Genomic DNA, 12,333 nt, shown 5'->3' on the forward strand with positions numbered 1-12,333 from the left:
CGCGTGAGGTGCTGGCCATTCCTGACGTCACCGACGAGGAGTGGGACATGTTCTTCGCGGCGCTCGCCGAGGAGTGAGCGAACAGGACGATCGTGCCGCCGTGGACACGAACGTCCTCGGCTGGCTGCTTCAAGACCGCGACGACGAACGGACCAACTCGTACCGGGCGCTCATTGGTCCCCGGCGGATCGTGGTCCCATTCCAGGTTGTGGCCGAGATTCGCTTCGGCATGATGCGCGCCCGCTGGGGCGAGCTGCGCGTCCGTCGAACCGAACGGGCGCTCGCGGAGCTGCTCGTCGCTCAGCCAGACGACCTCACGCTCACGACCTACGCGCGACTCCGAGACTGGGCGGTCGCCCAAGGACATCCGATCGGAGCCAAGAGCCATGACGGGGACCGCTGGATCGCGGCAGTCGCAGTTCGCGCAGACCACCCCCTCGTCACCCACGACAGCGTGTTTCAAGAAGTCGACGGGTTACGCGTGCTGACGGTTCTTGGCGCGGAGGAACCCGGAGCGAGATAGCGGCGAACGAGGGCGTGAGGGTCAGCGACCACCCCTCAAGCACTTACGAGGTCGCTCCGGGCAAGCTCACTCCCCCGCTGGAAATCCTCCAGGACGTCCTCGGAGCTGCCGCGTCAGTGCCGCGTCAGAACCTGCCTCGGGAGCAGCAAAGCCCCAGCTCACAGCCTTGAGAGGACAGAACCCCGCCTACAGGCCGACTCGCCGCCAATATTGGCTCTGACATGGGTTAACACAACGAGTTAGCGGAGGGGCGACCGCACGCGACCGTCGGAGGACGACGACGACGGGCCAGTCCTGCCACTAACCACACGTTCGATCGCGCACGGGGGCTATTGACGGACGGCCAGAGATCATGGGCTGTAGCTGGGCGCGCGCCGTGTGTTGAACCAGGGACTGCGCGCAGTGTTGGTGACGGACCAGAACTTCCCTTCGCCTGCGGCAGGACAAGGCACTCCGCGGCCGCGCCCCTGCTTTTTGCCAAGAACGGGCAAATATTGATCCCGAGGACGACTGTGGTCCGCCGCGGTCCTTCGAGGAGCAAGAGGCGAAACCGGGCCCCTGACCACGTGACGTGATCAAGAACGGTATGCGCGATGTCGCCCGGAACCCGTCGGCCGATCTCCGACCCCTCGCCCTATGCGGCGTCGCCGATTGCCTACAGGTCAGGGACTGCGAAATCCCAAGAGCCACGTTGTCCACATGAGCAACATTTGTTACAATTTCTTTCCGGTAATCTCATCCGGCTGTTTCCTGCGTTTCGGAGATTCCATGAGTCGTGACTCACTTCCGATGCATCTCGCACTTCCATCGAGGCGGCGCCGGGTTCGATCGCGTCGCCTCGTCGCGCTGGTCGCCCTCACTGTTGCCGCGCCGCTCCTCAGCTTCGCGACGTCCGCTACCAGCGGCGCCTCAAGTGTCGTCGGCTACTGGCAATCCGGTGCGGCGCTCATCACTCCAACGATCGACGCGACGGAAACCTTGCTCGCAAACGGGCTCGTGCTCGTAGCCGGTGGCGAGGTGTTCCCGAGCGGTGTCCCGACCGCCGTGGGCGCATCCGAGCTCTACAGCCCGACGACGCGCGCGTGGACCGCGACCGGGTCGCTCAACACGCCGCGGATCAATGCGGCCGCGGTGCTCCTCCAGAACGGGGATGTGCTCATCGCCGGTGGCGAGAACATCATTGCCGGCGTCCCGACGCCGCTCGCCAACGCTGAGCTCTACAACCCGAGCACCGGGTTATGGACGGCCACCGGTGCGATGCCATCGGCAGGTTTCGACGGCACACTTACCCTGCTCGCAAGCGGAAAGGCGCTCGTCGCCGGAGGCGAGGACATCGTCGCCGGGGTCACCTCATCGGTGGGCACGAGCGCCCTCTTCAATCCCGCGACAGGAACCTGGGCGGCGACGACCACCACGCTCCCGACCGCGGAGTCGGGGGGTACGGAGACGCCTCTTGCGAACGGGACGGTCATCGTGATCGGCGGCGAGAACATCGCCTCGGGCGTTCCGACCGCCCTTTCGACATTGCAGCTCTACGACCCTTCGGTCGGAGCGAACGGGAGCTGGTCGACGCTGACGGCCACCCTTCCGACCGCCGAGTTCGGCGCGACGGCGTCGCTGCTCGCAAATGGGCGGGTGCTCATTGCCGGTGGAGAGACGATCGCGAGCGGGGATATCACCCCGCTCGCAACCGCGTACCTGTTCGACCCCTCCGCTGTCACCGTCACCGCGACGGGATCGCTCTTGAGTGCCCGCTTCGGCGCAGGGGCCGCCGTTCTCCCGAACGGCGTGGTCCTCGTCGCTGGCGGGACGGGCTCGAGCGGTGGTCAGCTCGTAACGCTGTCCTCGGCCGAGACCTACGACCCGTCGAGCGGGACGTGGACGGCCACGGGATCACTGACAACTGCAGAGTCCGCTCTAAGCCTGATCGCTCTACCCAACAGTGTCGCGATCGCCGTCGCCGGCTCCTCATCCGCAGGCCAGCCGGTTGCGAATCTCCAGATCTTCTCCGTCGGAGTGGCGCCGGCGATCACCTCGGCGAGCGCGACAACGTTCTCCGCAGGGTCGGTGGGGACGTTCACGATCACCGCAACGGGCACCCCGACGCCGTCGTTCACCGAGAGCGGCACGCTCCCGAACGGCGTCACCTTCACCGACGAGGGCAACGGCTCTGCCCTCCTGTCGGGCACGCCCAACGTCACAAGCTCGGCCGTTTTCGGCCTCACTATCGGCGCGTCCAACCCGACGGGCCTGAATGCATCTCAATCATTCAGCCTCACTGTCACCGTGGCGAATACCACGACGACAACCCCAAGCACGACGACAACCCCAAGCACGACGACAACCCCAAACACGACGACAACCCCAAGCACGACGACAACCGCGCCAGTGAACGCAGGCACCTCGGTCGCGGGCTACTGGCTCGCTCGAGCCGACGGCTCAGTCTTCGGTCATGGCCAGGTCTCCTTCGTGCAACCGAGTCCCCGAGGCATGGTCGTTGCCATCGCATCGACGCCTCATGGAGGGGGCTATTGGACCGTGACTCGTCGCGGCCAGATCTCGAATGTCGGCGATGCGGGCTACTACGGGTCACCCGTTCACGTCCACAACCTCGCGCCAATCGTCGGCATGGCAGTGACCTCCGACGGCAAGGGCTACTGGCTCTTGACGAGCCGTGGGAACGTATACAGCTACGGGGATGCGCGATTTCTCGGTTCGCTCGCCGCTCGCCGCCAGCTGCTGCCTGCGGCCGCCATTGCCTCAAGCCCGACTGGAGCGGGCTACTGGATCGTTGGCACAAACGGAGTCGTGACGGGCTTCGGGGCTGTCCACTCCTACGGAGGCACGCCCCGTCGCCAGGCGGCAGTTGCCATCACCCCGAGCCCGAGCGGCAATGGGTACTGGCTCGTTACCGCGGCTGGGAATGTGTTCAACCTCGGCGATGCGGGCTTCTTCGGCTCGCTCGCTCGACGTCACGGGCTGCCCCCGATTGCGGCGATGGCAGCCAATTCCAACGGAACTGGTTACTACCTCTTGTCTGACACGGGAATCGTCTACCCATTCGGGCCGGCTCCTTCATTTGGGTCGACTTCGGTAAGGCCGTCGTCTCCGATGATCGGGATTGCGCTGACAAGCTGAACCGGGCCGGGCCCATCATCCGGTTGGGGCCTCAAAAGGAGTGCGTCTGATTGTCGGTGATGCCTCCACGGGCATGGTCGTCTCCCTCTCGCCTACGGCCCGAAGTCGATAACCAGACCCGGCCCAGCACGGCCGCCCAAGTCGAGACCAACCTGCGGCGGCACGTCGTCCCCGTGCTCGGAAACCGCCCACTCAGTTCGATCTGGCCTGGGACCCTGTTGGACAAAGGCGGTCAACGGCGGCCAACTGTGGTCGACCAACTTCACTGTTCAACACTGGTTTCTGACCATCTGCGCAGATGGTGAAACCCCCCTAAACAGAACCCCGCCGCCTATAGGCCGACTCGCGTACGCGCAGCCGATCCTGAAGATTGTTGTCGCAGGGCGTAGCCATAACAGCGGAGCGACCCGGCCATTCGTGACGTCAAACATCAGGCCGATGACGGGGACTGTCACGCGGACGAACGGCGACGACCGCACGAGTGCGACATCCTCACGGAGACGCTCGTCGGCGTCGCCGATTGCGGTGATCGCGAGCCCCGACGCGTCCGCACCTGTTCCTTCCCTGATGCGCCGACGGGCGCGCTCGGGGGTGAGTTTGGTGAGTCCGCAATCGGTGTGGTGCATGACCACGACGCGACCGTTGCCAAACCAGTGGAGTGAGAGCGCAAGCGCAGTGGGCGCCTCCTCGGTGGCGAGTCCGCCGGGGTTGCGGAAGATCTGGGCGTAGCCCACCGGGAGGCCCAGCGCCGCAACGGGGTCGATGCGAGCATCGATGCAGGTGAGGACCACGAGCCGTGGTACCGGTTCCACCACGGGAGCGAGCGGCGGATGCGTATCGACGTAGGCGCGGTTCGCGGCGAGCAGGTCCTCGAACTCGGGGTGGTCGTCCGCAACCTCGCGGTACGGCGACCTCGTGTCTTCGTCGCCGGTCATCGGCTCAACCGCCGCTCGCGGTGGCCACTCTGCGAAGCGCGAGCACCGCGACATCGTCACGGGGGATCTGTCGGCCGATCATCTTCTCCATCAGGTCGCGGCACAGCGCTTCGGGATGCCCCGCAGAGACTGCCGCCACCAGCCGATCGAGTCCGTCTTCGAGGGATTCGCCCCGCCGCTCCACAAGGCCGTCGGTGTAGGCGACGAGCACGCTACCGACCGGCAAGTCGACCTCGATCGTGCGCGCGCCGAGGCGCTTCTCGACGCCGAGTGGGACCGCAACCGGAACCTCGACGAGTTCCGCCTGCTCGCCAGGCCGGACGATGACCGGCGACGGGTGGCCTGCCGAGGCGATCTCGATCGTCTGGTAGGGCGGGTGGGCCAATCCGCAAAGCGCCGTGGCCATTCCCTCCCGCTCGAAAAACTGGAACTTGCGGTCGGTCAGCTCCAACACCTCGGCCGGCCCATGACCCTCGAGCGCGTAGGCCCTCGCCGTCGAACGAAGTCGGCCCATGATCACGGCGGGGCCGAGGCCGTGGCCGGACACGTCACCGACCATGATCCACAGATCACCTGACGGCAGCACGAACGCGTCGTACCAGTCGCCGCCGACGCCGCCCTCTTGTGCCGGGACGTAACGCGTTCCAAATTCCAGCCCCGGATAGTCCGGGAGTACCGACGGCAGCAAGCTGCGCTGGAGGACGCTGCCCGCCGAGCGCTCAAGCTCGATGGTGCGCGCTTCGACCGCGCCCGCCGCCCGATCCGCCGCGAGTCCGAGCAGCGCGGCATCGTCCTCGGTGAAGACGCGTTCGACGAAGGAGCCGACGTGAAGGACGCCGAGGAGATGCGGGCCGCGTTGCAACGGCACTCCGAGCATCGCTCGGATCCCCCGCTCCCAGAGGATCGGGTTCTGGACCGTGGACGCGTCGATGCGATTGAGGACCACCGGGCGTCGGTCTGCGGCGATCCGACCGGAGAAGCCACTTCCGATTCTCACGCGCACTCCTTGGCGGACCTCCTCTTCCACCCCAAGGGCTGCACGGGCGAGGAGCTGATCGGTCCCGGGCTCGATCAGCAACACGGCCGCGGTGTCCACGCCGAGTAGCCGGGTTACCCGCTGCAGGAGGTCGTTCAACAGGTCGTCGACATCGAGGGAGGTCGCGGCGGGGTCGAGTCCGGGGAGATCCTGGAAGGCCTCGTCACGATTGCCGTCGCGCGGGGCGGCGATGCTCGATTCGGACATCGTGGTCCCGCTACCCGCGCTCATCGGCGTAACGCGAACTGGGTGCACGTCGATCGAATACCCGCAATGAACCGCGTCCCTCACGTGGAGGGTCAATGCGCGGCAAAGCAGCCAACTGCCTACGTCGTGGCGCTACTGGAGCAACCCCTGATTGCGTCGAGCCAGGACCCTCGACATCGGGCCTGGATGCAAGCGCCCTTCCCGGACCTGCCTGCCCTCGACTCGGCGCTCCTCCGAGACCCGCGCAAGATCATTCCGACCTTCCGGGCCCCGCGCGTTGCGACCGAGGTCGAGGAGCGTCGCGGCGGAAATCGAGCTGCGCATCGCGCTCGCCGGACTGGGTGAGTGGGTAGCCGCCAAGGAACGCGCCTCCTCGGCCGCACCGCGACGGGTCCGGCGGCGGCAGCGGATGCGGGACGCCGCCAGCTGAGCGGCTGCTATTCGGCAGGAAACTCTTCCTGCAGCGCTGCAACCGCACGCGTGAACCGCGAATAGGTGTCCGTCAGGTTGGTGTACGCCTCTCCGCGGGCGGTGTCGAACTCCGTGCCGTCGACGGCTGCGTCCGCGTCGGCGTCGTCACCGAAGGACTCGCCCAGGTCGCGCATCACGGCACCGGAGAGGTTCATGTTGTCCCCGCTCCACTTGTAGAGCTCCTTGCCGCTCGCATTGCTCGGGCTGCCCTTGAAGGCCTCGAGCCTGCGAAGGAAGTCCATGTTCTCTTGACTGAATTCGGTCTGTGCGAAGTAGTACAGGCAGTCGTACCAAATCGTTCCCTGTTGGAGCGCTGCGTCAAGGCCGGGCGGGTCCTCTCGCCGGGCGTACTCGAACATCGTGGTGTTCTTGGCTTTGAGGTCGCTTCCCCAGCTCACGGTTGTCCTCCGTCTGTCGCGAACGCGCCGGTCGGCAAGGTACCGCGAGGAGAAAGTGCTGTCGAGGGTCGGCGCATGACACTTCTTGGTCGCGAGGGTGAACGATGGCGCATCTTCTGCGGTTCACGATCCCGCGGGTCAGCGTTTCGGGACCCTTGACCGGGCGGGAGCCTTTCGTGCCGCCCTGGCATCGATCCGCCGGCGCCACACAACGAGCCCTTGGCTGTTCATTCAGCTGCCCCACTGTCCTCGTTGATCCCGTTTCACCCGCCTTGCGCCTCCGCATCGCCCGGGACCCGAGGCCGTCCCCAACTCGAGCGGTCCGCTCGCACCCCGCGACCACCCCACGGGACCACCTCGATGGCCCCACGGACAGGGCAACGGGCGCCGACGTGGATGTTGCGGGAGAGTGGGACAACGCGGCCTGCCCCGCCGAGGCCGCGCATCGGCGCCCGCGGGGCATCCGCCGCACAGGCCAGGCGCGGATGGGGGGAGCGAAGGTGTCGCAGCGGACAAGGGAGCGGCCGAGCCGGTCGATGCACGTCGTGCCGGCGTCAAACGAGCGCTTCCTCTCCAAGGCGGCTTCGCTCGCCCCGGACGCCTTCCTGCTCGACCTCGAGGACGGCGTCGCGCCCGCAGACAAGGCGGCGGCGCGCCGCGCGGCCGTCGAGGTGCTGCAGGGCCGGACGCTCGAGCACGCGACGTGCCTCGTACGCGTCAACGCCTCGGACTCCTCCTGGTTCGCCGACGACCTCGACGCGCTCGTCAGCGGTGCGGGGTCACGGCTCGACGGCGTCGCGCTGCCGAAGGCGGGCTCCGCTGCACAGGTCGCCGAGCTCGACCACCGCCTGAGCGCCCTCGAGCAGCGCGAGGGCATCACGCCCCAGCAGATCGGCCTCGCGGTGATCATCGAGCACGCCGAGGGCTTCGTCCACCTAGACGAGATCCTCTCGGCTTCGCGGCGCGTCGACACGGTGCTGTTCGGGCCGCTCGACTTCGCTGCCTCGCTGGCGATGCCGGGCGCCGACGGCCTTACTGCGCTCGACCCCGCCCAGGAGGCCGCCTTTCTGATGGTCCGGGCGCGGGTACTGATCGCGGCGAGGGCGGTGGGGGCGTGCGCCGTCGACGGCCCCTTCTTCCGTCCCGCGGACGAGACGGGGCTGCTGCAGGAAGCCCGGAGCGCCGCCTCGCTCGGCTACGACGGCAAGCTCACGATCCATCCATCGCAGATCGCGCCCGTCAACGAGACGTTCACCCCGACCGCAGCCGAGCTCGCGAGGGCGCTCGCGATCACGCGACTCTTCGATGGTTCCGCGCCCGGGGCGCTGCGCCACGAGGGCGCGATGGTCGACGAGGCGACCCGCAAGCTCGCCGAGCGGACGGTGCGGCGCGCCCGTGCAGCTGGCCTCGGGTGAGCGGTCAGCCGGCCGGTGAGGGCGCGAGCTGCGGACGGGCCGGTCACAAAGGCCCGCGGTAGCTTGCCCGCCGTGCCCGGACAGCCACTGCGCGGCATCACCGTGGTGAGCCTCGAACAGGCGGTCGCGGCTCCGCTGGCGACGCGACAGCTCGCCGATCTCGGGGCGCGGGTGATCAAGGTCGAGCGGCCGGTGGTCGGAGACTTCGCACGCGGCTACGACGAGGCGGTGCTCGGCCAGGCGAGCTATTTCGTCTGGCTCAACCGCTCGAAGGAGTCGCTCGCGCTCGACCTGAAGGACCCGCGGGCGATCGAGCTCGTGCACGAGCTGCTCGCCACCGCCGACGTCTTCGTCGAGAACCTCGCGCCGGGCGCCACCCAGCGCCTCGGCCTCTCGCGGCCCACCCTCGCCGAGCGCTACCCCCGCCTCGTCACCTGCGAGATCACCGGCTTCGGCGCGGAGGGCCCGTGGGCCGACCGCAAGGCCTACGACCTGCTGGTGCAGTGCGAGACGGGCCTCGTCGCCGCGACCGGAGAGGGCGAGAGCCTCGCCAAGGCGGCGATCTCCGTCGCGGACATCGCTGCCGGCATGTACGCCTACAGCGGGATCCTCGCGGCGCTGTTCGAGCGGGCGACGACGGGGGCCGCGCCCTCGGTCGAGGTCTCGCTCTTCGACGCGCTGTCGGAATGGATGGGCGCGCACCACCTCTACACGCGCTACTCGGGGATCGAGCCCACGCGGCGCGGCGTCGACCACGCGACCGTCGTCCCCTACGGCCTCTTCCGCACCGCGGGCGGCGGCGCGATCGTGCTCGCGGTGCAGAACGAGCGGGAGTGGCGCTCGTTCTGCGAGCAACTCCTCGGTGACCCGGCGCTCGCCGACGACCCGCGCTTCTCGCGCAACGCGGCGCGCGTCGAGCACCGCGAGGAGGTGAAGGCGCTCGTCAACGCGCGCCTCGCGCTCCTCGACGTCGGGGCGTGCGAGGAGGCGCTCGACCGAGCCGGCGTCGCGCACGGCCGGGTCAACACCGTCGCCGCCGCGGTCGAGCACCCGGTGCTCACCGAACGGGGCCGCTGGCGGGAGATCGAGACGCCCGCCGGGGCGGTCACGGCGCTCCTGCCGCCGCTCCGCCTCGGCGGTGGCGAGCCCCGCCTCGGCCCGCTCGAGGCCGTGGGCGCGTCGAGCGCGCGCATCCTCTCCGAGCTCGGGCGGAGCGACGCGGAGATCGACCTCCTCGAGGCCGAGGGGGTCATCTCGCGATGATGGCGCCGACCGGTCGCTGAACGGAGGTTCCACGTGGCGGTACACGAAGGTTGGCAGGGCAGGTTCTTCGAGGACTTCGTCGTCGGCGACGTCTACGAGCACTCGATGGGGCGGACGATCACGACGGTTGACAACCAGTGGTTCACGATGCTCACGCAGAACACCGCGCGGATCCACCTCGACCACAACTACGCCGCGCACACCTCCTTCGGCAAGCCCCTCGTCAACTCGGCGTTCACCCTCGCACTCGTCGCCGGCCAGAGCGTCCTTGACGTCTCGTTCAACGTGATGGCGAACCTCGGTTGGAAGGACGTGACGCTCCCGAGCCCGGTCTTCGAGGGCGACACCGTGTATTCGCGCTCCAAGGTGCTCGAGGCGCGACTGTCACGCTCGCACCCCGAAGCGGGGATCGTGACGGTCGAGACGACGGGCTTCAACCAGGACGGCGTGACCGTGATCGTCTTCGTCCGCTCGGTGATGGTCTATCGCCGCGGCGAGGGCCCGAAGCTCGAGCGACCGCCCGTCACCGAGGGGTGATCGCCCGGGCCAGCGCGGCCGGCATCTGCCGACCGGTCGCCTCGGGGCGGCGCCGCGCCCGCGCAAGTTGGCGGGGACAGGGCGCGCTCGCGCCCTCATGAGCGTGAACCGAGAAGGCTCGCTGCCACGGCTCCTGCGATCACGCCGGCGCAGCACAGCGCATCGCGATCCCCCACCGTGACCAGCGCCACGCAGGCCCGCTGCTCCACGAACGCACCGCAAGGGTGCCGAGGGCGGCGGCGAGCATGTCGAGCAGGCCGAACGGCTCCGTCGCGCCGTGATCCGGTCCGATCGGCACCCGACGGTGCGCGTCAGCAGCCAGAGCACGACCACCGACACACTGCAGGCGATGCCCGCCAGCACGACGTGACGGCACGGCCTGATGATCACGAGCGCCGCGAAGCACAGCTGGCCGACCGCGGCGGCGAGGAAGAACGAGCCGTTCCAGACGGACTGCGCGAAGTGCGCCGGCATCACGGCGGTGTGGATCAGCGCCGCGCACCGCCGTCGCCTGCAGCCACGTCGTTCCAGCCGCCGCTCCGTCGACGCCGGCGGCGCGGGCGTGGCCGTCATCACCCGACCGACGAGCTCGCGACCGGCCGCACCGCCGCGGAGCGGCGCGGCGCGGCGGGCTCGCACCAGTTCGGCGAGCACAGGACGCCGAAGATCGATGGCCAGGCGCCGAGGAGCACGATGTGCCAGAGATGGCCGCCGAGGGGCGCCGCTGTCGCTCCGACGAGGAGGGTCGCGGGATCGCTCGTGGTGGCCGCGCCGCTACAGCCGCCCGCGCCGCGGGCGGCCCCCGACCTCATCCTCGGTGCCGCCCGCGCCGCTCGCCGCTGTCGCTGCTCGCGCGACGAGAGCCGCAGCGCTCGGGTTCACGAGGCGATCTCGCTCGGCACGGTGTAGCCCTCGACGATCTCCGCCGACCTCGCCGGCCACGCGGCGACGAAGCGGGCGAACTCCACTGGCGGCAGGGCGGGCGAGAACAGATAGCCCTGGGAGTGAGGACAGCCCAGCTCGTTCAGCATCGCCTGCTGACCGCTCTCCTCCACCCCCTCTGCCACGATGTCGAGCCGCAGCCCCCGCGCCATGTCGATCACCGCCTGCACGAGGACGAAGGGGCCCGTGCCCACCTCGAGGTCCTTCACGAAGGACTGGTCGATCTTGATGACATCGGCGGGGAGCGTCGAGAGATACGAGAACGAGGAGTAGCCCGTCCCGAAGTCGTCGATCGCGACCCGCACGCCGGCGGTCCGCAGAACGTCGAGGTGCCGACGGGCTCGATCGAGGTCGAGCAGCAGCATCGTCTCGGTGACCTCGAGGGTCAGCCATTCCGCGGGGAGCGAGGTGGCGAGGAGGGTCGCGAGCACGGCTTCGCCGAGGTCCCCGTCGCGGAGCTGGACCGGTGAGAGGTTGACGGCGAGCTCGAGCTGCTCACAGCCCTCGATGGTTCGCTGCCAGGCGGCGACCTGGGCGGCGGCGGTGCGGAGGACCCAGGCGCCGATCTCGCGTATCTCACCAGTCTCCTCAGCGAGGGGGATGAATTCCATCGGTGGAACGAGCCCCCTCGTCGGGTGGTTCCAACGCAGCAGCGCTTCGACCCCGACGAGGCGCCCGTCGGTGCCCGCGATGACTGGCTGGTAGTGCACCGCGAACTGGCCGCCGCTCAGTGCCTGGTGGAGGTCCGAAGCGAGCTCCGCTCGCTCGCGCACGATCCGGTCGACCCCGGCGGTGTAGGTCACGACCCGGTTCTTGCCCGAGGACTTGGCGAGGCACGTCGCGAGGTCGGCGTCGCGCAGCAGGTCGTCGGGCTGGAGCGAGCGGGCGAGGTCGTTGTCGACGACCCCCACGCTCGCCTGCACGAGTATCTCCCTGCCCCCGGCGACGAAGGGGCTCTCCGGGCGACTGAGCAGGCGGGCGGCGGGCGTCGAGGCGACGGCGGCGTGACCGTGCACGAGGATCGCGAACTCGTCGTCACCGAGCCGAGCCACGTGGTCGCCGTCGCGGTCGGCGGGGGCGCGGGTGACGATCGTCATCGCCCTGGTCGGTCGGGGCTTCTGCGCCAGCGCGGAGGAGTCTCGACCTCCACGAGCGCACGCCTGTCCGTGCTCGTGCGCCGCGGGGTCGCATTCTCGCTCGGCCGCATGGCCTACCTATCGGCTCGTCGTCGCGATCCTTGAGGCGGCGAACGGCCCGACGATCGCGTGCACCGGCCGGTGGCGCTCGACGCGGGCGCCCGTCCCGGTGGGCGACGTGGCGAGCCGCCCCCGGCTCTTCGTTCTGCCGGTCCGAACATGACGTCGGACGACCTGATCAGCGCGTAGGCATCGGCGGTGCCTACCCCCTCCTCGATCGACTCGATCGTTCCCCCGAGCTGGGCGCGGGCACTCACCTGCACCCCCCGGGC

Annotated in this window: 10 protein-coding genes; 5 read left to right on the forward strand and 5 right to left on the reverse strand. The window is 68.9% G+C overall.

What is annotated here, in order from left to right; genetic code table 11:
- Positions 1 to 100 precede the first annotated feature (100 nt).
- Positions 101 to 523, forward strand: a complete 423-nt coding sequence (locus VNF07_10425) for a PIN domain-containing protein (protein HVB06646.1) — start codon at positions 101 to 103, stop codon at positions 521 to 523.
- A 699-nt stretch (positions 524 to 1,222) separates the two neighbouring features.
- On the forward strand, positions 1,223 to 3,661 hold the full coding sequence (locus tag VNF07_10430; protein HVB06647.1) for a kelch repeat-containing protein: 2,439 nt from the start codon (positions 1,223 to 1,225) through the stop codon (positions 3,659 to 3,661).
- 269 nt (positions 3,662 to 3,930) lie between these two features.
- Here the strand turns inward: VNF07_10430 and VNF07_10435 are convergent, their stop codons facing one another.
- The 3 genes from VNF07_10435 to VNF07_10445 all read right to left on the reverse strand — a co-directional run bounded on the left by VNF07_10435 (position 3,931) and on the right by VNF07_10445 (position 6,708).
- A complete protein-coding gene (locus tag VNF07_10435) occupies positions 3,931 to 4,596 on the reverse strand; it encodes a carbonic anhydrase (GenBank protein HVB06648.1) in 666 nt (221 codons plus the stop codon).
- Positions 4,597 to 4,600: 4 nt separating this feature from the next.
- Positions 4,601 to 5,863 (reverse strand): GAF domain-containing SpoIIE family protein phosphatase, encoded by a 1,263-nt coding sequence (locus VNF07_10440; GenBank protein HVB06649.1) that lies wholly within the window; start codon positions 5,861 to 5,863, stop codon positions 4,601 to 4,603.
- 413 nt (positions 5,864 to 6,276) lie between these two features.
- The gene (locus VNF07_10445) at positions 6,277 to 6,708 is read right to left on the reverse strand and encodes a hypothetical protein (GenBank protein HVB06650.1); all 432 of its coding nucleotides are present in this window, start codon (positions 6,706 to 6,708) and stop codon (positions 6,277 to 6,279) included.
- Positions 6,709 to 7,244: 536 nt separating this feature from the next.
- Between VNF07_10445 and VNF07_10450 the strand changes: the two genes are divergently transcribed.
- The 3 genes from VNF07_10450 (at position 7,245) to VNF07_10460 (ending at position 9,923) form a co-directional block, all read left to right on the forward strand.
- Complete coding sequence (locus VNF07_10450) at positions 7,245 to 8,123, forward strand: CoA ester lyase (GenBank protein HVB06651.1); 879 nt, start codon at positions 7,245 to 7,247, stop codon at positions 8,121 to 8,123.
- Between the two features lie 72 nt (positions 8,124 to 8,195).
- On the forward strand, positions 8,196 to 9,386 hold the full coding sequence (locus tag VNF07_10455) for a CaiB/BaiF CoA-transferase family protein (protein ID HVB06652.1): 1,191 nt from the start codon (positions 8,196 to 8,198) through the stop codon (positions 9,384 to 9,386).
- A gap of 33 nt (positions 9,387 to 9,419) precedes the next feature.
- Complete coding sequence (locus tag VNF07_10460) at positions 9,420 to 9,923, forward strand: MaoC family dehydratase (GenBank protein HVB06653.1); 504 nt, start codon at positions 9,420 to 9,422, stop codon at positions 9,921 to 9,923.
- Positions 9,924 to 10,495: 572 nt separating this feature from the next.
- On the opposite strand, the gene VNF07_10465 is transcribed toward VNF07_10460, so the two are convergent.
- Positions 10,496 to 10,735 (reverse strand): hypothetical protein, encoded by a 240-nt coding sequence (locus tag VNF07_10465; protein ID HVB06654.1) that lies wholly within the window; start codon positions 10,733 to 10,735, stop codon positions 10,496 to 10,498.
- A gap of 66 nt (positions 10,736 to 10,801) precedes the next feature.
- Positions 10,802 to 11,962 (reverse strand): bifunctional diguanylate cyclase/phosphodiesterase, encoded by a 1,161-nt coding sequence (locus VNF07_10470; protein ID HVB06655.1) that lies wholly within the window; start codon positions 11,960 to 11,962, stop codon positions 10,802 to 10,804.
- Positions 11,963 to 12,333 lie beyond the last annotated feature (371 nt).

This window comes from Acidimicrobiales bacterium, from assembly GCA_035533595.1.
In the GTDB taxonomy this organism is placed as follows: domain Bacteria; phylum Actinomycetota; class Acidimicrobiia; order Acidimicrobiales; family Bog-793; genus DATLTN01.

Excerpts from the sequence above, each read along its gene's own strand:
- VNF07_10430 (HVB06647.1), top strand. The coding sequence starts at position 1,223 with ATGAGCAACATTTGTTACAATTTCTTTCCGGTAATCTCATCCGGCTGT.
- VNF07_10440 (HVB06649.1), bottom strand. The coding sequence starts at position 5,863 with ATGAGCGCGGGTAGCGGGACCACGATGTCCGAATCGAGCATCGCCGCC.
- VNF07_10450 (HVB06651.1), top strand. The coding sequence starts at position 7,245 with ATGCACGTCGTGCCGGCGTCAAACGAGCGCTTCCTCTCCAAGGCGGCT.
- VNF07_10465 (HVB06654.1), bottom strand. The coding sequence starts at position 10,735 with ATGAGGTCGGGGGCCGCCCGCGGCGCGGGCGGCTGTAGCGGCGCGGCC.
- VNF07_10470 (HVB06655.1), bottom strand. The coding sequence starts at position 11,962 with ATGACGATCGTCACCCGCGCCCCCGCCGACCGCGACGGCGACCACGTG.
- VNF07_10435 (HVB06648.1), bottom strand. The coding sequence starts at position 4,596 with ATGACCGGCGACGAAGACACGAGGTCGCCGTACCGCGAGGTTGCGGAC.